General features: G+C 64.2%; 18 protein-coding genes and 1 tRNA gene. 16 read left to right on the top strand and 3 right to left on the bottom strand.

The window, feature by feature from the left end:
* Positions 1–248: 248 nt before the first annotated feature.
* The 15 genes from HBA54_RS05580 (at position 249) to HBA54_RS05510 (ending at position 15,548) form a co-directional block, all read left to right on the top strand.
* Complete coding sequence (locus HBA54_RS05580) at positions 249–842, top strand: transglutaminase-like cysteine peptidase (protein WP_167222220.1); 594 nt, start codon at positions 249–251, stop codon at positions 840–842.
* A 54-nt stretch (positions 843–896) separates the two neighbouring features.
* Positions 897–1,967: a DUF1612 domain-containing protein gene (locus tag HBA54_RS05575; protein WP_167222218.1), complete on the top strand. Its 1,071-nt coding sequence runs from the start codon at positions 897–899 to the stop codon at positions 1,965–1,967.
* A 674-nt stretch (positions 1,968–2,641) separates the two neighbouring features.
* On the top strand, positions 2,642–3,799 hold the full coding sequence (locus tag HBA54_RS05570; RefSeq protein ID WP_167222216.1) for a helix-turn-helix transcriptional regulator: 1,158 nt from the start codon (positions 2,642–2,644) through the stop codon (positions 3,797–3,799).
* A gap of 144 nt (positions 3,800–3,943) precedes the next feature.
* Positions 3,944–4,846, top strand: coding sequence for a GntR family transcriptional regulator (locus HBA54_RS05565; RefSeq protein WP_167222214.1), 903 nt, complete (start codon positions 3,944–3,946; stop codon positions 4,844–4,846).
* A 221-nt stretch (positions 4,847–5,067) separates the two neighbouring features.
* Positions 5,068–6,117 carry a polyamine ABC transporter substrate-binding protein gene (locus HBA54_RS05560; RefSeq protein WP_167222212.1) on the top strand — a complete coding sequence of 350 codons (1,050 nt, stop codon included), beginning with the start codon at positions 5,068–5,070 and terminating at the stop codon, positions 6,115–6,117.
* A gap of 101 nt (positions 6,118–6,218) precedes the next feature.
* Positions 6,219–7,103 carry an ABC transporter permease gene (locus HBA54_RS05555; protein ID WP_205944431.1) on the top strand — a complete coding sequence of 295 codons (885 nt, stop codon included), beginning with the start codon at positions 6,219–6,221 and terminating at the stop codon, positions 7,101–7,103.
* A complete protein-coding gene (locus HBA54_RS05550; RefSeq protein WP_167222210.1) occupies positions 7,096–7,884 on the top strand; it encodes an ABC transporter permease in 789 nt (262 codons plus the stop codon). The genes HBA54_RS05555 and HBA54_RS05550 overlap by 8 nt, the downstream gene beginning before the upstream one ends.
* Positions 7,881–8,960 (top strand): ABC transporter ATP-binding protein, encoded by a 1,080-nt coding sequence (locus tag HBA54_RS05545; protein WP_167222209.1) that lies wholly within the window; start codon positions 7,881–7,883, stop codon positions 8,958–8,960. Before HBA54_RS05550 ends, HBA54_RS05545 begins: the two co-directional genes overlap by 4 nt.
* 58 nt (positions 8,961–9,018) lie before the next feature.
* Positions 9,019–10,320, top strand: coding sequence for a nucleotide disphospho-sugar-binding domain-containing protein (locus HBA54_RS05540; RefSeq protein ID WP_167222207.1), 1,302 nt, complete (start codon positions 9,019–9,021; stop codon positions 10,318–10,320).
* Complete coding sequence (locus HBA54_RS05535) at positions 10,313–10,705, top strand: cupin domain-containing protein (protein ID WP_205944430.1); 393 nt, start codon at positions 10,313–10,315, stop codon at positions 10,703–10,705. The genes HBA54_RS05540 and HBA54_RS05535 overlap by 8 nt, the downstream gene beginning before the upstream one ends.
* A gap of 26 nt (positions 10,706–10,731) precedes the next feature.
* Entirely contained in the window at positions 10,732–11,076 is a 345-nt protein-coding gene (locus HBA54_RS05530; RefSeq protein WP_167222205.1) for a cupin domain-containing protein, read from the top strand.
* A 20-nt stretch (positions 11,077–11,096) separates the two neighbouring features.
* The gene (locus HBA54_RS05525) at positions 11,097–12,608 is read left to right on the top strand and encodes an aldehyde dehydrogenase family protein (RefSeq protein ID WP_167222203.1); all 1,512 of its coding nucleotides are present in this window, start codon (positions 11,097–11,099) and stop codon (positions 12,606–12,608) included.
* 97 nt (positions 12,609–12,705) lie between these two features.
* The gene (locus HBA54_RS05520) at positions 12,706–13,755 is read left to right on the top strand and encodes a D-cysteine desulfhydrase family protein (protein WP_167222201.1); all 1,050 of its coding nucleotides are present in this window, start codon (positions 12,706–12,708) and stop codon (positions 13,753–13,755) included.
* Complete coding sequence (locus HBA54_RS05515; protein WP_167222199.1) at positions 13,752–14,489, top strand: sulfite exporter TauE/SafE family protein; 738 nt, start codon at positions 13,752–13,754, stop codon at positions 14,487–14,489. Before HBA54_RS05520 ends, HBA54_RS05515 begins: the two co-directional genes overlap by 4 nt.
* Positions 14,490–14,675: 186 nt before the next feature.
* Positions 14,676–15,548 carry a bile acid:sodium symporter family protein gene (locus HBA54_RS05510; protein ID WP_167222196.1) on the top strand — a complete coding sequence of 291 codons (873 nt, stop codon included), beginning with the start codon at positions 14,676–14,678 and terminating at the stop codon, positions 15,546–15,548.
* 114 nt (positions 15,549–15,662) lie between these two features.
* On the opposite strand, the gene HBA54_RS05505 is transcribed toward HBA54_RS05510, so the two are convergent.
* The 3 genes from HBA54_RS05505 to HBA54_RS05495 all read right to left on the bottom strand — a co-directional run bounded on the left by HBA54_RS05505 (position 15,663) and on the right by HBA54_RS05495 (position 17,984).
* Positions 15,663–15,739, bottom strand: a tRNA-Arg gene (locus HBA54_RS05505).
* 156 nt (positions 15,740–15,895) lie between these two features.
* Positions 15,896–17,038, bottom strand: a complete 1,143-nt coding sequence (locus tag HBA54_RS05500) for an alpha/beta hydrolase (RefSeq protein WP_240932520.1) — start codon at positions 17,036–17,038, stop codon at positions 15,896–15,898.
* Positions 17,010–17,984 (bottom strand): ABC transporter ATP-binding protein, encoded by a 975-nt coding sequence (locus tag HBA54_RS05495; RefSeq protein WP_322095982.1) that lies wholly within the window; start codon positions 17,982–17,984, stop codon positions 17,010–17,012. The genes HBA54_RS05500 and HBA54_RS05495 overlap by 29 nt, the downstream gene beginning before the upstream one ends.
* 140 nt (positions 17,985–18,124) lie before the next feature.
* On the opposite strand from HBA54_RS05495, the gene HBA54_RS05490 reads away from it, so the two are divergent.
* Positions 18,125–19,396 carry a DegT/DnrJ/EryC1/StrS family aminotransferase gene (locus HBA54_RS05490; RefSeq protein ID WP_167222192.1) on the top strand — a complete coding sequence of 424 codons (1,272 nt, stop codon included), beginning with the start codon at positions 18,125–18,127 and terminating at the stop codon, positions 19,394–19,396.
* The last annotated feature ends 25 nt before the right edge of the window (positions 19,397–19,421 follow it).

The following is a 19,421-nucleotide window of genomic DNA, read 5'->3' as shown; positions in this document are numbered from 1 at the left end:
GATAGCTTCACCCCCAGGGGTGACGGCAGGAGGGCTGGCTTTGCGTAAGAGTGTTCTTGGAAATGGGATGCAGGCTTTGGATAAACCTAAGGGCGCATTTCGAAACGTTGCTTCGGGCCAGGAAAGAGGCCCGAAGAGATTGCCGGAGGAGGCGGAACGGAGACGCGCAGGCCCGATGCGTTCGGGTGAGGCGCGGGCCGGTTCCGGAGAGAGGACGGCCTCTAGCAAACAAAGAAATGGAGCAAAGTATGCTGACCAGAAGACACCTATTGGGCGCCATGACGGCCTCGGCTGTGACCGCGATCTTACCGCGGCAGTCGCACGCCAATCTGGTTGCCTTGCCGGAGCCGCTTCCCCTCTCAACGCCGATCGGCAGCGGCGCGTTCGTCAATGCGCCGCCGGCCTGGTTGCGTCTTGTGGAGCGTTTTCCGGCGCTGCATCCGGGCAAGGCATCGTTGAGGCAGTTTGCTTCCACAAGACTGCGCGAAGCTGAATTGGACTATGTGCAGCGTCTGGTGAACAAGCAGACCCTCTTCACACCCGAGAACAAGGATGTCTGGCTGCCCGCCGGCCGTTCGGGGGATTGTGAGGACTTTGCGATCCGCAAGCTGGAGTTGCTGATCAAGCGCTTCGGCTGGCCGCGTGGCGCTTTGACCCTGGCGACCTGCTATGCAGATACCGGCCAGGGCCACGCGGTGCTGCTGGCCCATACGAAACGCGGCGCCTATGCACTGGATAACAGGTCTGTCCCGGTCATGCCCTGGCGGCGCCTGCCCTATCGCTGGGTTGCGCGTGAGGAGCCCGGCAGCCCCTTTGCTCTATGGCGCAAGATCGAAGTCTAACCCGGCCCCGGATGTTCGACCGGCCCGGCACCACTGATTGAGAAAGCAAACACTATGCAAGTCACGCCACAGCCACTTCAGAAAAACGGCAATCAACTCGGTCGTGAACTGCGTAAGGAACTCCTCTTCAGGCGGCCGGATCGCAAATCCGCGGACTACCAGGTCGGTTTACCCTGGGAGTCCTTCGCGCGGGCCTGGAGCCTGGCGGAAGATCGCGTGGCCCGGTTGGAGCAGCAGCTCTCGGTCAGCGATCTGCGGCACTCCTGGATCTGCCGGGCGGATTTCGAAGAAGCCTCCGCTCTGGTTTTGTTGGATGGGCAGTCCGTCGCCCTCCAGGATCTGGCCATGGTGGATGCCAACATATTGCCGGCTGAGCCGACAGCGGCATGGATGAAGGCGAGGGCCCTGCTCTCTCTGCGCCGCCACATCAGCCGGGCCGGACCGGCCAAGACGCTGACCAGCGACGGTATTATCGCGCTGGAAACCAGGATGATCGACAGCATCCAGGGCAACGGCGATGAGGCGGCCGAAACCTCCACCGAAGTTTCCCATGTAGACATCGAGGACAAACGTCGCTCGGTACAACGCTGGTTGGACGTTGTGGAAGAGCTGCAATCGACGCCGGCACTGCCGGCCGCGGCGGTGGCCTTGCGCGTGTGGCGCCGCATGAGCCCGCTGGAAGCCTACAACGATGAGGTCGGCCTGGTCCTGGCATCCCTGCTGCTTTGGCATTGGGGTAAGACAAAGGGTCTGACGGTTTGCCTTGGGATCGGTTTGCGCGAAGCGCAGCGCAGCCTTGACGATCAGGTGACCCTCGGGGTCTGGATTCAACGCTTCTGCGAAGCGGTGCAGGTCGCGGCGAACGCGGGGCTGGACAATCACCACACCCTAAACCGGGGCCGCGCAAAGTTGGTCCAGATTCTGACTCAGCGCCGGGCCGGTTCACGCCTGCCGCGCCTTGCCTGGCTCTTCCTGAACTATCCGGCCATTTCGACCCGGTTTATCTCGCAGCGCCTCGACGTCACCACCCCTGGGTCGTCGTGGCTTCTCGAAGAACTGATTCGCGAAGGCGTGGTGGAGGAAGTCACCGGCAAGGGTCGCAACAGGGCATATAGCCTGGCCTAGCCAAGAGACGGTAATATAGTATGGGTTAAATGCCCTAATAGGTCATATAACCCTGATATTTATGATTAAAGCATACGTATGTCCGTATTAATCAGGGCATTATGCCATAATTATGAGGATATTCTTACAATATTTCTTAGATTTTACCAGAAATGGAATTGATATGAGCTGATTTAACTTTTACAATGAAAGCAGGTTGGATGAAGCCTAAGGAGGCATCCGGCTGCAGCGTAAAGGGATGAAGGGTCGTCGGTATCAAACGAGGACCGCGTTTTCCGGATGTGGCACCGCTCAGAGTGGCCTGGGCGAAAACATCAGCCGCCATCCGGACAATCAACCAAACGGCAAAACAAAGAGGTCGCATAAACGGAAGTCACAGAACTTTCTGTTTAAGTTTGGTTGTATGCGCGTGAACTCGATCACCCTTGAGGGTGACGCTCCGCCCTTCCCTCGAAGTTAGATTTCATGTGGGGAGAAAAAGGGTTGGTAGTTATCGTTTCAACTTTGGCTATGGCGGCGCTGCCGCGGGCCCGCAACGCGGGAACCGCCGGGCGTGCTTCTGCCAATGAACGCGATAACACGCTTTCCAAAGTTACCTGCAGCAGAGGTGATCGCGACAGGCGGTTCTTGACGCTGCGCGTTCCCGGGCAAACGGCATTGAAGGAGGGTGGCTCATGGTCATAGACCGCCAGACCTTCGATGCGCTCGTCGAGCAGGTCTATCGCGCATCGACCAGTGAAATAAGCTGGGAGTCGGCACTGCGCTCGGTGGCCTCGGCCTTCGATGCGTCCTTGGCCGCTGTCGTCCTCGAGCGCTGCGAGCTATCGCAGATCCGTCTGGATCCGGCGGACATCAAGCCCGAGCCGGTGGCCGTGCATCTCTCGGCCGATCTCGGCGATTTTCCTGACCTCTACTTCAGCCATTATCATCAACTGGACCCTTTCCGCCTCAGCCTGCCGATCGCCTTTTCGCCGTCGATCATGCGGCTGCAGGAGGTTTGCGATCCCAAGGACTTTGCGCGCAGCGAGTACTATCAGGACTTTGCCATTCGCGCCGACAGCTTCCATCTCAGCCGCTTCACATCGCGTTTCGACGCAAAGTTGCAGTTGAAGGTGATGTTGAATCGCAGCGAAAAGGGCGTGCCGCTGGACGATCTTGAACTGGCCCGTTTCGACTCGCTGACGACCCACATAATGCGGGCACTGAAGGTCGAGCGCCAGATCACCCAGATGGGCGCAACGATGGACGCAGCCTTCGATGCGCTGAATCAGATCGGACGCGCTGCGTTCCTGGTCGATCGCAACGGCCGTGTCGTGCGCATGAACGCCTTGGCGGATTCGATCTGCGGTCTGGACGATGGGCTTACCGTCCGCAACAACCGCTTGGTTGTCGATGCGCAGAACAGCCAGCGTCAGCTCCGCGAGGCGCTGGCCAGACAGATCTGTGAGGATGCCGGTGCGGCGCCTGCGGGCCCCGCAATCGTGGCCTTTACCAGGCCCTCAGGCGGGCGGCCCTACATGGCGGAGATCACGCCATTTGAATTTGAGAGCTATTGGACCACCGAGACTACGGCTACCGCCCTTGTCACCATCAACGACCCCGACGCGCAGCAGCGCCCGAAGAGCACCGGCGATTGGGGCAAGGCGCTGGGGCTGACCCGTGGCGAATGGCGCGTCGCGACCACTCTGGTGAGCAGCCGGGACGAAGGCGAGGTGGCGGCGACGCTCGGCATCAGCCTGAATACCGTGAAAACCCATCGCAAGCGCATCTACGCGAAGCTCGGCATTCATCGCCGCGCCGAGCTGACGGCAATTCTGCCGGGTCTGCGCTGAGTACTGCTTAGAACAGGCAGTTCTTTCGCATCGCCGGGCAGGTAGCCCGGACCTTCCCCGGATCACAGGTGTTGCAGACCGCGCCGATTTGGTTTTGAGTTCTCCCCGCAGCGGGCGCGGTCCGCAAGGCACAACGGAGAACTGATGGCACAGGGTGGCAAGCAGATCGAGCTGGCCGGGCGCATCCTGGACTGGCTGCGCAAGGAACGCCTGCCTGCCGGTGCGCGTCTGGCCGAGGCCCGCCTGGCCGATGTCCTGGGGGTGTCCCGCTCTCCGGTGCGCGCCGCGCTGGCCACCCTGGCAGAGGCCGGGGTTGTGGCCTATCAGCCCAAGCGCGGTTACGAACTCTGCGATGCTTCCCTGGAGACGGCGCTGCCGGTTACCGATGACGAGCGCATCTATCGCACCATGGCGAGTGAGCACTTTGCCAAGCTGATCGGCGAGCAGATTTCCGTCTCGGGGCTGGTGCGCCGCTATGGCGTCGGCCGTGCGGTAATCAACCGGGTACTGGCGCGCATGAGCGAGGAGGGTCTGATCGAGCGGGCGCCGGGGCGCGGTTGGGTGTTTCGCCCGGCGCTCATCGACGAGGATGCCTATGACGAGAGCTACCGCTTTCGCGAGCTGGTCGAACCGGCGGCGATCCTGGAGCCCGGTTTCCGGATCGATCGGGGTCGTTTCGCCGAGCTGCGCCGTGCGCACGCGGCCATTCTCGACGAAGGCGTCGACAGTCTTCCCATGGGCCGGCTCTTCGAAGCCGATGCGCAGTTCCATGAAGCCATCGCTGCCTGCTGCGCCAATCGCTTCCTGGCTCAGACGATCCGCCAGCAGACCCGTCTGCGCCGGCTCAGCGAGTACGAAAACTACAGCGAGCGGGCCCGTCTGGCGGAATCCCTGGGCGAGCATCTTGAGATTCTGGATGCCATCGAGGCCGGAGAGATGCTGCGGGCGGCCGAACTGATGCGCCGCCATGTGGCGGTTTCCCAGGCAGTAAAGCCCGATTTCAACAAGGTTCGATTTCTTGCGCATCGCCGCCTGACCCGACGCTGAATCACGAATTTTCGGCAGATCGGGCGGCGCGGGCTTGCGTCTTTCTGCGATCTGTGCGGTACTTTTTGCGTAAAAAGTGCAATATTCGGATCGAAGGGGTCACCCGGCAAAGGGTGGCGGCCTTGATGAACGAGGGGCGGCCGCTGCTTTCCGGGGGCGGAAAGGCAGGGCCGGGGAGGGTCGGTAAAGGCCCGGACTGAAAAAACAGGGAGACAATGAATATGCGCAAAATGACCGTAACCGCCGTGGCCCTGGCCGCCGCGATGACCTGTGGCGCCGGCGCGGCAATGGCCGAAGGCAAGATCGTCATTTCCAACTGGGACGGCTACATGCCCGCCGACCTTCTGGAGAACTTCACCGCCGCCACCGGGATCGAGGCCGAGCTTTCTGTCCATGCCACCAACGAAGAGATCATGGGCAAGGTGGTGGCCGGTAAGGGCAAGGGCTACGACGTGCTCTTCGTCTCCTCGCCTTTTGCAGAGGCGTTGAACGAGCTGGGCCTGGTGGCCAAGATCGATCATGCCATGACCCCCAATATGGCGAATCTCTATCCCGAGGCCATGAAGCTCGATCACGACACGGGCAACGGCTTTTCGGTTCCCTATGCCTGGGGTACCACGGGGCTCTGCTACCGCTCCGACATGCTGGCCGCGGCACCGGACAGCTGGAACGACCTGCTGAAGCCGTCGAGTGATCTTACGGGCAAGATCACCATGCTCTCGACCGACCGCTGGCTGATGGCGGCGGGCCTGCTGGCCCAGGGCCTCTCGGTGAACGAGAAGGACGCGGCGAAGATCGAAGCGACCAAGAACCTGCTGGTCGATGCCAAGCGCGGTCTGCTGGCTTATGACGACACGACGTTCTACTCCAAGCTGGTGTCCGGCGAGGCAAGCCTGGTCCACGCCTGGGACGGCTGGTGCAACTACGGCATCGCCGAGAACGCCGACATCAAGTACGTCATTCCCAAGGAAGGTTCCGACCTCTGGGTCGACACCATCGTGGTGACGGCGGCTTCGCAGAACAAGGAAGCCGCGCATAAGTTCATCGACTATGTCCTGGGCAAGGACGTCGGCATCTGGGTCGCCTCCAACATCCTCTACAAGACGCCGAACAAGGCGGCGATGGATGCACTCGACCCGGCACTGACCGCACAGTTCCCGAACCTTGCCATGGCGCCGGGCGATCTGCTGAAGTTCGAACAGCTGCGCGATCTCGGTGCGACGCAGAAGAGCTACACCAAGGCCGTCACCGAAATCATGGCTTCACAGTAACAGCGGGGAATGCGGCGCCCGGCGCTTCGCGCCTTGCATGCGGCCGGGTGCCGCCTTCTCCACCTGACGTTCAGCGGATCGCTATTGCCGTGCAATCTCGGTTGAAGACTCTGTTGCTGCTCGGGCCGGGCCTCGGCTGGCTCGCGGTCTTCATGGTCGTGCCCTGCGGTATCATCTTCGTGCATGCGTTCTTTGAGCGCGGCATCTACGGCGGTATCGACTACAGCTTCACCTTCGAAAACTTCCAGCGGGCCGTCGATCCGATCTACCTCACGATCCTGCTGAACTCGGCGCGGATTGCCGGCCTTGCGACGCTGATCGCCGTGCTGCTGGCCTATCCCGCCGCCTATGCCATTACCCGCGCGCCGCGCCACCGGCAGGTCGGCTACCTGATCCTCGTCATGCTGCCGTTCTGGAGCAACTACCTGGTGCGCACCTACGCCTGGATCGTGATGCTGAACCGCGAGGGCCTGATCAACCGCGGCCTGCGCGGCCTGGGGGTCATCGACGAACCCCTGCCGCTGCTCTACAACGAATTCGCCATCGTCACCGGGCTGGTCTACAACTACCTGCCCTTTGTGGTGCTGGCGATCTACGCCTCGCTCAGCCGTCTCAATCTGGAAGTGCTGGAAGCCTCGGAGGATCTCGGCGCGCCGGCCTGGCGGACCTTCCTGCGGATCACCCTGCCGCTCACCCTGCCCGGCGTGGCTGCCGGTGCGGTTTTCGTCTTCGTGCTTTCGGTCGGGAACTTCATCACGCCGGACCTGCTGGGCGGCGGGCGCCTGCAGATGGTCGGCAACCTGATTTACGACCAGTTCCTTTCGGCGCGGGACTGGCCTTTCGGGGCGACTCTCAGCTTCTTTCTGATCGCCGTCATGATGGCGCTGCTCTTTACCCAGGCGGTCCTGGTGAACCGGGCCCAGGGTGAAAGCCGGAGCCAAGTCGAAGGCCGGACGGCCAAGAAGGCGGGCCTGGCCGATGCTTGAGCGCGGGGCGGGCGGGCTGCTGTTATGGCTGCATCTGCGCCTGATCTACATCTTTCTCTATGTGCCCATCGCCGTGCTGATGGTGCTGAGTTTCAACAAGGCCGGTCTGCCGACGGCCTGGACCGGCTTTTCGGTCGAATGGTACGGCAAGCTGCTGGACAGCGGGCCGATCCTGGGGGCCGCCCTCAATACCCTGATCGTGGCGACGGTCTCGACCGTTCTGGCGACGGGCATCGGCACCCTGCTGGCTCTGGGGGTTGAGCGGCGGCGGCGCACGTCCTGGCTGGATGCGCTGCTCTTCGCGCCGATGATCATTCCCGATATCGTGCTGGCCATCGCGTTGCTGTTCTTCTTTACGCTGCTCGAATTCACCCTCGGCCTGCATTCGATCATCCTCAGCCATGTGGTCTTCAACATCGCCTTTGTCTGCGCCGTGGTGCGCACCCGCCTGCGCCATTTCGATTATGCGGTCGTCGAGGCCTCCATCGACCTCGGCGCCAGCGAAATCACCACCTTTTTCCGGGTCACTCTGCCGATCATCTTTCCCGGGGTTCTGGCCGGTGCCCTGCTCGCCTTCACCCTCTCGATCGACGAGTTCATCATCGCCTTCTTCACCGCCGGGGCGGGGCCGAGTTCGACCACCCTGCCGATGCAGATCTATGCGATGATCCGCTTCGGCGTGACGCCGGAGATCAACGCCATGGCGACCATCATCATGCTGGTGAGCTTCACCCTGGTGTTCCTGGCTCAGCGCGCGAACCGGGAGGCGGTAACCGGATGAACGCAGCCGACAACGTCATCACCACCCGGAACCTGACCAAGCGCTTTGGCGGCGTGACGGCCGTCGACGGCATTTCCTTCGGGCTGCGGGAGAACGAGTTTTTTGCCTTGCTTGGCCCCAGCGGCTGCGGCAAGACGACCCTGCTGAGGCTCATCGCCGGTTTCGAGCAGGCCGACGGCGGCAGCATCCTGCTGGACGGAGAGGACCTGACGGCGCTGCGCCCCAACCGCCGGCCGATCAACCTGATGTTCCAGTCCTATGCCCTGTTTCCCCACATGACGGTCGAAGGCAACGTTGCCTACGGCCTGGAGATGGAACGTCTGCCCAAGGCGGAGATCGCCGCGCGCACGGCGGAGGTGCTGGCCAAGGTGCAGCTTGGCGATCTCGCCCGGCGCAAGCCGCAGCAACTCTCCGGCGGGCAGCGCCAGCGCGTCGCCCTGGCCCGCGCCCTGGTGAAACGTCCGCGGGTGCTGCTGCTCGACGAACCGCTCGGCGCCCTCGACAAAAAACTGCGCGAAGAGATGCAGCTTGAACTGAAGCGGCTGCAGCACGAGGTCGGCATCACCTTCGTGGTGGTCACCCACGATCAGGAAGAGGCGCTGGTCATGGCCGACCGCATCGCGGTTCTCGACGCCGGGCGCATCGCCCAGATCGGCACGCCGCGCGATCTCTACGAGGAACCGGCAAGCCGTTTCGTCGCCGCCTTCATCGGCGCCATGAATTTCTTTGAGGGCGAGACCACGGCGCAGGGTCTCGCCGTCGCGGGTCACGGCCTGCTTACGGCGGCGCTACCTTCCGGGGTGGCGCCCGGTCAGCCGGCCAGCCTGGCGGTGCGGCCGGAACGGCTGTCCATGGCGGCGGCGCGCCCCGCCGATGGCGCCAACGCGGTGGCCGGCAGGGTCGTCGATATCGCCTATCACGGCACTGACCTCAGCCTGCATGTCGCCGTCGCCGGGGTCGAACGCCGTGTCCTGGCGCGGCTGCCCAGCAACCGCGCGCGGGACGCCGGCTGGCAGGCGGGCCAGGAGGTCTGGTGCTGCTGGGCGCCGGAAGATTCGAGAATCCTGGTCGCATGACCGGCCGGGAAAAACGAAGACTAGAAAAACGAAGACAAGCAACGGGAGGTTTGCAGCCATGAGCCAGGAAAAAACCATCGTCTTCTTCCCTGAGGCCGCCTTCGGGCCGGCCCTCAATTCGGTGGCGATCGCCCAGGCCTGCGAGGCGTTGGGGCACAAGGCGGTATTCTTCACCGATCCCGGCATGGGCGGAGTCTACGAAGGCTACGGCTTCAAGGAGTACAAGGTGAACATGTCGGAGCCCATGGCGCCGGAGGAGATGGCGAAGTACTGGGTCGACTTCATCAACAGCCATATTCCCAATTTCAGCAAGTCGCCCTATGAGCAGATCGACACCTACGTGAAGGAGTGCTGGGAGGCCATCGTCGATACCTCGGTCTGGGCGGAAAAGGAGCTGCCGGGCATTCTGGAAGAGGTTCGCCCGGATGCGGTCTGCGTCGACAACGTCATCCTGTTTCCGGCGATCAAGCGCTACGCCAAGGAGAACGGCAAGCCCTGGCTGCGCATCATCTCCTGCAGCGAAAACGAGATCGAAGACCCCGACATTCCGCCTCACCTCTCGGGCTGCGGCGAGAACGACAAGGCCTGTTTCGAAGCCTTCCGCAAGCGCTTCCATGAAATGATCGTGCCGATCCACCAGGGCTTCAACAGCTTCCTCGCCGACTGCGGCGAAGACCCCTATCCCCTGGGCGAGTTCTTCGAAGCCTCGCCGCACATGAACCTGCTGCTCTATCCCGAGGCCGTGCAGTTCAAGCGCCGCCATGCGCTGGACCCCAAGCAGTTCCAGTACCTCGACGGCTGCGTGCGCAAGGACGAACCCTATACGGTTCCCGACTTCGCGGCGCAGGCCGACAAGCCGCTGATCTACATCAGCTTCGGCAGCCTGGGGTCGGGCGATACCGCCACGCTGCAGCGCCTCATCGACGCCATCGCCAAGCTGCCCTACCGCGCGCTGGTCAACGTCGGCGACTACAAGGAAAGCTTCAGCGGGCTGCCCGGTAACGTTCATCTGGAAAGCTGGTTTCCCCAGCCCTCGGTCATCCCCCAGGTCGACGCGGTAATCCACCATGGCGGCAACAACACCTTCACCGAATGCCTTTACTTCGGGAAGCCGGCCATCGTCATGCCCTTTGTCTGGGACGGGCATGACAATGCGACACGGGTCGCGGAAACCGGTCATGGTTTCAGGATGCTGCGCGCCGACTGGACAGACGAGGAACTGGCGCGCAACCTGGAAACCATGCTGACCAGCGAAACGATGCGCGCCAAGCTGGCGGCGACTTCGGCGCAGATGCAAAACCGTCACGGGCCGACCAAGGCCGCCGCGCTGATCGACACCCTGGTGCGCGCCGATGGCTGAACCGGCTGAGAAGCCTGCCGCCGCCAGCGGCCTGGATTCCTCCGCGCCGCACATTCACGGCGCCTCGACCTATGACCGCGACCTGCGCGACTGGGGCGGCCATCTGGAGCCTCTCGACGGCCGTTCCCAGAATCGCGGAAGGCTGTTGTGGAAAGGCGACAACGGCCTGCCCGAAGCGGGCCTCTGGGTCTGCACGCCGGGCAGCTGGCGCCTGACCCTGCCGCGCGACGAGATGTGCCACTTCCTCGCCGGGCGCGCGGTTTACCGGCCAAGCGAGGGCGAGCCCATCGAGGTCGGCGCCGGAACCCTGGTGCACTTCCCGGAAGGCTGGAGCGGGACGGTCGAGGTGTTCGAAACCATCCGCAGTGTCTACATGCTGCGCTGAAGCGTTGTGGTGAAAGAAGGACTGTCATGAAGGCTGCTGTTTTACAGAACCCGGTGGAGGTCGATGATCTGGTCGATTGGGGCCCGATCCCGACCATGATCGAGGGGCGCTCCGTCACCTCGGGCCGCCTGCTCCATAAAGGACCGGAGGGGTCGCCGGAATCCGGCATCTGGGTCTGCACTCCCGGGACCTGGCGTTGCGAGGTGGAGCGCGACGAGTTCTGTCACTTCCTGCTGGGCCGCTGCACCTACACCCATGACAACGGCGAGGTGATCGAGATCGAACCGGATACCATCGCCTTCTTTCCCGCCGGTTGGGCGGGTACCTGCGCGGTGCGGGAGACAGTACGCAAGGTCTATATGATCCGCTGAGCGGAGAGAGGAAGCACGGCATGGCGGCATTCGACCCCTTTGCCCGACAGATCTTCAGCGGCAACGACTTCGTGGCTGCAACGACCCGGGCGGAGCGTGAGATCGTCGACCCCGGCAAGCTGGAACCGGTGGGCCGTATTGCCCTTTGCGATGCAGCGGAGGTTGCACGGGTAGCTGCCGCCGCGGCCGAGGCACAGCGCGACTGGCGGCAAAGAGACGCGAAGGCGCGCGCCGTCCTGTTGCACGGCCTCGCCGATGCCATCGAGAGCAGCGACTTTCACGATGTCGCCCAGCTGATGGTGCGTGAGATGGGCAAGCCCTATCCCGAGGCGACGGGGGAGCTGGCCAACGCCGGTGCCGTGTTCCGCTACTTCGCCGAGATGGCGCGCGACGAGGCCGGCAGGATCGCCGGGACCACCCAGGCAGGTTCCTTCCAGTATGCGCGTTACGAGCCCTACGGTGTCAGCGCCCACATCATGCCCTTCAACTTTCCGATCCTGCTGATGTGCTGGACCCTGGCGGCTTCCCTGGCGGCGGGCAATGCCTGCATCGTGAAACCGGCGGAGGCGACCTCGCTCTGCACCCTGAAGTTCATGGAGCATTTCCGCCTGCTGCCCGAGGGCTTGGTGTCCTGCATCACCGGCGACGGCGAAACCGCCCAGGCGCTGATCCGCCAGCCGGCGGTTCAGGTGGTTGCCTTCACCGGCGGCCTCGCCGCCGGGCGGCGGGTGGCGGTTGCCTGCGCCGAACTGATGAAGCCCTGCATCATCGAGGCCGGCGGCAACGACGCCCTGATCGTCAGCGAGCACGCACCCCTGGATGTCGCCATTGCCGGTTCGGTCACCGCTGCCTTTCACCTCTCCGGCCAGGTCTGCACCTCGGCGGAGCGGTTTTTCGTGCATGAGAAAATTCACGACGCCTTCGTCGAGGGATTTGTCGCCGCGACCAGGAATCTCCGGGTCGGCTACGGCCTGGACGAAAGCGAGATCGGCCCCCTGGTCAGCGAAGCGGCGCGCGAACGCGTGGCCGGCCTGGTCGAGGCGGCGCGGGCCGAGGGCGCGACGCTTGCCTGCGGCGGGCGCGTGCCGCCGGCGCTGAACACCGGCTGGTACTACGAGCCCACCGTCCTCACCGGTGTCACGCCGGAGATGGCGGTGATGCGCGGCGAGGTCTTCGGTCCGGTCGCCGCGGTCTGCAAGGTCGCCAGCCTGGCGGAGGCGCTGGACCTGGCCAATTGCTCCGACTTCGGGCTCGGCGCCAGCATCTTCACCGGCGATCTGGCCGAGGCGCAGCGGGCCGCCGAGACGCTGGAGGCCGGCATGGTCTGGGTGAACAATCCGCTGATCGACAACGACGCCCTGCCCTTCGGCGGCTGGAAGCTTTCCGGCATGGGGCGGGAGCTGGGCCGCCACGGCCTTGACGCCTTCCGCCAGTCCAAGATGGTGATCGTCGACGCCGACCCCAAGGTGCAGGACTGGTGGTATCCCTATCCCCGGGAGTGGTTCTACGGCAAGGCGGGGCGCGGGTTTTAGGGCTGGCGGTTTCTTTATCAGCCGTGCATCTGCTATGAACGGGATCCAGCCCTAACGGTCGCGCAGAAGTCGGGGCCCGCAACAGGAACCCCTGGCCATGAACGCCGTTGATCGTCTGAAGGAATCGCTCGCCCGCTTTCCGCGCGCCGCCGTCGCCCACCTGCCGACGCCGCTGGAACCCCTGGCCAACCTGGGCGGCGATCTGGACCTTTCCCTCTTTGTGAAGCGCGACGACTGCACCGGGATCGGGTTCGGCGGCAACAAGGTGCGCCAGCTTGAGTTCTATCTCGGCGCCGCCCTGGCCGAAGAGGCCGACACGGTCCTCATCACCGGTGCCGTTCAGTCGAATTATGTGCGCACGGCCGCGGCCATGGCGGGGCGCTTCGGCATGGACTGTCATATCCAGCTGGAGGAGCGCGTTACGGATGTCGACGATCTCTACCGCAACAACGGCAACGTGCTGCTCGACCGCCTGCTCGGCGCCACTCTGCACAGCTTTCCCGAGGGCGAGAATGAGGCCGGCGCCGACGCCGCGGTTGGGGCCATTGCGGAGCGATTGCGCGGCGAAGGACGCAGCCCCTATATCATCCCGCTGGGCGCCGGTCATCCTCCATTGGGTGCGTTAGGTTATGCTTCTGCGGCTATCGAATTGTCTATGCAGGTCGAAACCATAGAGCCGTTCGACGAGATCGTCATCGCCTCGGGCTCCGCGGCAACCCACGTCGGTCTTTTGGTCGGCCTGCGCGCGCTGGGCCTGGACATCCCCGTCAGCGGGATCTGCGTGCGCCGTGCGGCAGACATCCAGGCCGCGCGAGTGAAACAGCGGGCCGACGATCTTTGCAAGCTGATGGGTCTGTCTCTCTCTTTGGCGGACAGCGACTTCCGGCTTTTCGACGGCAGCCTCGCGCCGGGCTATGGCCGCCTGAACGACGCGACGGTCGGGGCAATCCGGCTGACGGCGCAGCGCGAGGGACTGTTCCTCGACCCGGTTTACACCGGCAAGGTCATGGCGGCTCTGATCCAACTGAACGAGACCGGCGGGCTGGCGGGCCGGCGCATCCTGTTCTGGCATACCGGCGGCCAGCCGGCGCTCTTCGGCTATGCCGGCCAACTGACCGAGGGTTCGTCGTCAGGCGGGCCGTCGTGATCGGTTCTCTCGCCACGATGGCCACCGTCGAACTGCTGCTGGCGAACCTGGTGGTCTGCTTCGCCGCCTTCGTTCAGGCCTCCGCCGGTATCGGTTTCGCCATGATCGCGGTGCCGCTGCTGGTGCTCATCGATCTCACCTACGCACCGGGGCCGTCGCTCTTCGTCATGATGTTCCTGTCGATTGCCATGGCGGTGGAGGCCCGGCGGCATATCGACCGCCAGGGCCTGGCCACGCTGCTGCCTGGGCTTTGCGTCGGCACCGTCGCTGGTGCCCTGCTGCTCGGTGCGCTGCCGCCCACCTGGTTCGGCCTGGTCTTCGGCGGCATCGTGCTGCTTGCCCTCATCGTCGGTCAGCTCGGCCTGGCGCTGGCGGCTTCACCGGCCCTCTATGGCGCCGGCGGGTTTGCCGCCGGCCTGATGGGTACCATCTCGGGCATCCATGGCCCGCCCCTGGTGGTGCTCTATCAGCGCGCTGCCCATGCCACGGCCCGGGCGACCATTGCCCTGATCTTCGTCATCGCCAGCATCCTCTCCCTGGTCTCGCTGTATCTGGAGGGCATCTTTCGTGAGCCGCAATTGCTTATCGGCCTGTCGATGCTGCCCGGCCTGATCCTGGGCTACGGCCTGGCCCATATCGGCCGCCAGCTGATCTCAGAGTCTCTCGCGCGTGCCGTCATGCTCATCGTCGCCGGCGCCAGCGCCATCGTGCTGATCGCCAAGAGCGTTTGGTGAAGCCGCGGTGACGCGGTTTTCGTATAAGTCTTTGGGAAGTTTGGTGGACCCGGCGGGATTCGGACTTGTGATCTCCGCCTGCGGAGAGATGCGACGGGGTGCAATATCCCATTTGACAAAGCGTCCCGATCCATCGATACGGACGCTCCCAGTCGCCGCTGGTCGTCAATCTTTGAGAGTCGTATTGTGGATTTAGTTGTTTCAGTTTTTCTGCCGGTGTCCCTGGGCATCATCATGCTGTCCTTGGGTCTCGGCCTGACGGTCGCCGATTTCGCCCGTATTATCCGCCAACCCCGCGCCGTGGTCGCGGGCCTGTTTGCCCAGGTCGTCCTGCTGCCGATCATCGTTTATGGCTTTGTGATTGCCTTCGGGGTCAGCGGTGAACTCGCCTTTGGGTTCATGCTGTTGGCGGCCAGCCCAGGCGGTGTGACCTCGAACATCCTGACCAAGCTGGTGGGCGGCACGCTGGCGCTCTCCATCTCCCTGACCGGGCTGATCAGCCTTCTGTCGGTCATCACCGTGCCTTTGCTGGTCGTGTTCTGGGCCGGGCTGTTCCTGGATACCGGCGACGCGACCATCAATGTCACCGGTCTTGCCCTGACGATGTTTGCCATCACGGCGGTGCCCGTGGCGATCGGGATGATCATCCGGGCGGTCGCGACCGGTCTGGCCGGTCGGATCGAACCGGTGCTTTCCTTTGTTGCCGCGGTTCTCTTTGTGGTCATCGTCATCGGTGCGGTTGCCGCATCCTGGGACGTTCTGGTCGCCAACTGGACCACCTTGGCCCCGATGACGGCTTTGATGGTGCTGTGCCTGCTGGCCCTCGGCTGGATCATCGCCCGCGTCATCGGCCTGCCGGTCCCGGACCGCGCGGCCATCGGCATGGAAACAGGTATTCAGAACAGCACCGTGGCCATCACCCTGGCCGGCATCCTGCACGCCGGGCCGGAAGCGCTGCCGGTCATCGCCCTGCCTGCCGCCATGTACGGCATACTGATGTATCTGGGCGCCTTGCCCGGGGGTTATCTGATGTACCGCGCCGCGAGGGGCGCGGCATAAGGGCGACGGAGGGTCGTCATTATGGACGGTCGCCTGGCGCCCTCCCCATCCTCGCGAGGAGCGTTTTCCAGCGCTCGCGGCGCCAGTGGTACATTGCGAAGTTCTTGGGGGCTCTGGCGGACCCGACAGGATTCGAACCTGTGACCTCTGCCTTCGGAGGGCAGCGCTCTATCCAGCTGAGCTACGGGTCCTCTAGGGGGAAGCGGGCTTCCGGCTTCCCCTGAGCGCGGCGACAATACTGCATTGCGGGGGCGGGCGCAAAGGGCTTTGCAGAGGAATCCTTTGGTCTTGCGACTGACGTCGCAGCGGGCTGGCGCCGAAAAAAGCGATAGCGTTCGAAAGAAACCTCAGCAGGCGGGCGCGGCGCAGCCCCCGGCGGCGGCGGTTTCGTTTTCGGTCGCGTTTTCAGTCTCGGGGTCTGCCGTCCCGCCGTCTTTCGCCAGGGCGGCGGCGGCATAGGCCTCGGCCTGCGACGGCAGGGGCGCCTGGCGGTCGCGGGTCCAGGCGGCGATATCGTCGATCACCACCCCGGCCTGCAGATCGCGCAGCAGCATGTGCCAGCCTTCGGCATAGAGGGCGCGGCGCTGGCGGGCGGCGGCCTCGGGCGGCAGGCTGCGCCACAGGGCATAGGTCGGTTCTGCCGGCACCACCTCGTCGCGTTCGCCGTAGAGCAGCAGCGCGTCCTGGTCGATCGACGGGGCGGCCTGCAGGGCCGCGTCCATCAGGTTCACCAGGCCGTAGATGGCGTCGACCCGGGTTTTCTTGATGAACAGCGGGTCGCGGCCGAGACCGCGCAGCATCTCTATGTTGTCGGAGGCCTGGATGCCCAGGCCGCTGCCGCTGAAGCGGGCCCAGGGAAACAGCCTGGCGCCGAGCCAGAGGGCGGCGCGCTGGCTGAAGGGCATGGTGGAGCGGGCCCAGACCGCCGGCGCCGCCAGGATGACACCTTCGGCCTGCGGCGGGTTCGCGCCGGCTAGTGCCGCCAGCACCACGGCCCCGCCCATCGACTCGCCGAGCAGGAACAGCGGCAGGTCCGGATGGCGTTCTTGCAGCAGCGCCGCCGCGTCGCTCAGGTCGCCGGTCAGGCGGTCGATCCCGGCCCAGAGCCCGGTATGGGGCGCCGTGCCGAAGCCGCGCTGGTCGTAGGCGTAGACCAGCAGGCCGGCCTGTGCCAGGGCCGGTCCGGGCAGGGAGAAGGCCTCCGAGTAGTCGTTGAAGCCGTGCAGGGCCAGGATCACCCCGTGGGGCGCCTTGTCCGCCGGCGGTTCCCAGGAACGCAGCGGCAGGGTCAGGCCGTCGGCGGTGACGAAACGGTCCCCGGAGATCTGCGCGACAGGGCTTTCCGGGTTTTGCAAACCAGGGCCGGGAGGCGCCAGCCGTGGCGCACAGGCACCGAGTGCAAGCAACAGACAGCACAAGAGGAGGCGGGTTGGCCGGGATCGGGTCATGGCCGCCGCGTCGTCAGGCCGCTGTCCCGCTGTTCCCATCATGGGTGTCCCCGTCATGGGCGCCGCGGGTGAGCTGCAGGAAGATGTCTTCCAGGTCGGTTTCCTCGGTCGACATGTCGATCACCGAAAGGCCGGCCCCGCAGACCGCATCCAGGATCTGCGGCACCGGGCTGTCGCTGGCGTGATAGCGGAACAGCAGACGCCGGGCGGCGGTCTGTTCCGGGCTGAAGGGCGCCAGCGCCGGCGGGATGTCCGGCAGGTCGCGGTCGAAGATCAGCGTCAGCGCCTTGTTGTCGAGGCGCGCCAGCAGGCTTTCGGTGCGGTCGCAGGCAATCACCTTGCCGTGGTTGATGATGGCGATGCGGTCGCAGAGTTCTTCGGCTTCTTCCAGATAGTGGGTGGTCAGCAGCACCGTGGTGCCGGCGCGGTTCAGCTCGCGTACATTGGCCCAGAGCTGCTGGCGCAGTTCGATATCCACGCCGGCGGTGGGCTCGTCCAGCACCAGAACGGGGGGTTGGTGCACCATGGCCTTGGCCACCATCAGGCGGCGGCGCATGCCGCCGGAAAGGGTGCGGGCATAGGCTTCGGCTTTGTCCGCCAGGCCCATGGCGGCCAGGATCTGGTCGCTGATGCGCTCGGCCGGCGGCACGCCGTAAAGTCCGGCCTGAAGCTCCAGCAACTCGCGGGGCGTGAAGAAAGGATCGACGTTCAGTTCCTGCGGCACCACCCCGATGGCGGCGCGCGCCTGGCGCGCCTCCTTGTCGATGTCGTAGCCCCAGACAGTGGCGCTGCCGGCGGTCTTGTTCACCAGTCCGGCCAGGATGTTGATGAGGGTCGATTTGCCGGCGCCGTTGGGGCCCAGCAGGCCGAACAGCGAGCCGCGGGGAATATCGAGATCGACGCTGCTGAGGGCCAGCTTTGCGGGGGCCTTGCCGGCGGCCTTATAGGTTTTGGTCAGTCCTTTGACGGAAACCGCTTGGTCGGGCATCGCGCCGGCGGCGGAAAGGCCGCCTGCCGCGCCATCGGGTCGTGCCACGGCTCCAGCTCTGGGGGATTCGCTGTTCATGCTTGCCTTTCTTCGGGGTGCCGGCGGCGGAGAGGCGCCAGCCATGGGTAGCACCGCCCCCTATGCAGGGTCAACAAAGGGCCTCAGAGGTCAACACAAACGCTTGTTTTGGATTATTTAATGCCGACTGTCTGATATTGTCCGCATTTGTTTCGGATCGACGTGGCCTGGATATGCCGAGTATGAAAGTCATGAGCACTACGCCTGTCGGCGGATTCACTCACCGAAGTTACCGACCGAGCCTGCCGGCGGCATCGGCCCTGCTGCCCTATCTGCAGGAGATCGACCGTAACCGCTGGTATACGAATTTTGGTCCTTTGGCGCTGCAGTTCGAAGCCAGGCTGGCGGCGCAGTACGCCGTGGATCCTTCACGCATTGTCACGGTCGCGAACTGTACGGCTGGTCTGACGCTTCTGTTGCAGAGCTATGCAGCAAGCCCCGGTGGCTATGAAGCAGGTACCTTCTGCGCGCTGCCGAGTTGGACTTTTATTGCCAGTGCGGCCGCTGTGGTACAGGCAGGCCTGATTCCCTGGTTTCTGGATGTCGAGCAGGAAAGCTGGCAGTTGACGCCCGACTTGGTAGACAGTGCCTTGCCGTCGGCGCCGGGCCCGGTTGCCGCGGTGATGCCCGTGGCGCCTTTCGGCGACCGGGTCGATGCTGCGGCCTGGGCCGCTTTCCGTGCGAAGCACGATATCCCGGTCGTGCTTGACGCTGCGGCCGGCTTCGACAGCGTGACGAAGGCGAATGCGCCGGCGGTGGTCAGCCTGCATGCAACCAAACCTCTGGGTGTCGGTGAAGGCGGGCTCGTCCTGGCGGAGTCGGCGGCCCAGGCGGAAAACATCAGACGGCGGTCGAATTTCGGGTTCGACCGCCATCACGAAGCGGTCTGGCCTGGGCAGAATGCCAAACTCAGCGAGTATGCAGCGGCGGTCGGGCTGGCATCGCTTGATGTTTGGCCCGAAACCAGGGCGGCTTTCACCGCCTCGGCTGAAGTCTACCGCAAGGTCTTCGCGAAGCTTGGTCTGGGTGCCGTCCTCTCGCTCTGTTTTTCACGTTGTGACGTCAACACCGGCTGTACGTTGCAGTTGGACACGCCGCAAGCTTTGGCGGTGGTGGAACAGTTGCGAGCGAAAGGGATCGAGGCGCGGCAATGGTGGGGGCAAGGATGCCATGCTCAGGCAGCTTACACCGGCTATCCCCGTGGGCCGCTGCCGGTCACCGAAGATCTTGCGCGCCGCAGCCTGGCCCTGCCTTATCATCCGGAAATGTCGTGCGCCGACATCGTTGAAATCGTCGAAGCCTTACGCAGCGTCGTTGTGCAACGGGCTGAATGACAGGCAGCGCCTGCGGTTCCAGGCT

The organism is Pelagibius litoralis (assembly GCF_011683915.1).
Lineage (GTDB): Bacteria > Pseudomonadota > Alphaproteobacteria > Kiloniellales > Kiloniellaceae > Pelagibius > Pelagibius litoralis.
The sequence above is the reverse complement of the archived record's forward strand: the minus strand, read 5'-3'. Positions and strand labels throughout refer to the sequence as shown.

Coding starts and splice junctions, on each gene's coding strand:
- HBA54_RS05580 (WP_167222220.1), top strand. CDS start 249: ATGCTGACCAGAAGACACCTATTGGGCGCCATGACGGCCTCGGCTGTG.
- HBA54_RS05575 (WP_167222218.1), top strand. CDS start 897: ATGCAAGTCACGCCACAGCCACTTCAGAAAAACGGCAATCAACTCGGT.
- HBA54_RS05570 (WP_167222216.1), top strand. CDS start 2,642: ATGGTCATAGACCGCCAGACCTTCGATGCGCTCGTCGAGCAGGTCTAT.
- HBA54_RS05565 (WP_167222214.1), top strand. CDS start 3,944: ATGGCACAGGGTGGCAAGCAGATCGAGCTGGCCGGGCGCATCCTGGAC.
- HBA54_RS05560 (WP_167222212.1), top strand. CDS start 5,068: ATGCGCAAAATGACCGTAACCGCCGTGGCCCTGGCCGCCGCGATGACC.
- HBA54_RS05550 (WP_167222210.1), top strand. CDS start 7,096: ATGCTTGAGCGCGGGGCGGGCGGGCTGCTGTTATGGCTGCATCTGCGC.
- HBA54_RS05545 (WP_167222209.1), top strand. CDS start 7,881: ATGAACGCAGCCGACAACGTCATCACCACCCGGAACCTGACCAAGCGC.
- HBA54_RS05540 (WP_167222207.1), top strand. CDS start 9,019: ATGAGCCAGGAAAAAACCATCGTCTTCTTCCCTGAGGCCGCCTTCGGG.
- HBA54_RS05535 (WP_205944430.1), top strand. CDS start 10,313: ATGGCTGAACCGGCTGAGAAGCCTGCCGCCGCCAGCGGCCTGGATTCC.
- HBA54_RS05530 (WP_167222205.1), top strand. CDS start 10,732: ATGAAGGCTGCTGTTTTACAGAACCCGGTGGAGGTCGATGATCTGGTC.
- HBA54_RS05525 (WP_167222203.1), top strand. CDS start 11,097: ATGGCGGCATTCGACCCCTTTGCCCGACAGATCTTCAGCGGCAACGAC.
- HBA54_RS05520 (WP_167222201.1), top strand. CDS start 12,706: ATGAACGCCGTTGATCGTCTGAAGGAATCGCTCGCCCGCTTTCCGCGC.
- HBA54_RS05500 (WP_240932520.1), bottom strand. CDS start 17,038: ATGATGGGAACAGCGGGACAGCGGCCTGACGACGCGGCGGCCATGACC.
- HBA54_RS05495 (WP_322095982.1), bottom strand. CDS start 17,984: ATGCCCGACCAAGCGGTTTCCGTCAAAGGACTGACCAAAACCTATAAG.
- HBA54_RS05490 (WP_167222192.1), top strand. CDS start 18,125: ATGCAGGGTCAACAAAGGGCCTCAGAGGTCAACACAAACGCTTGTTTT.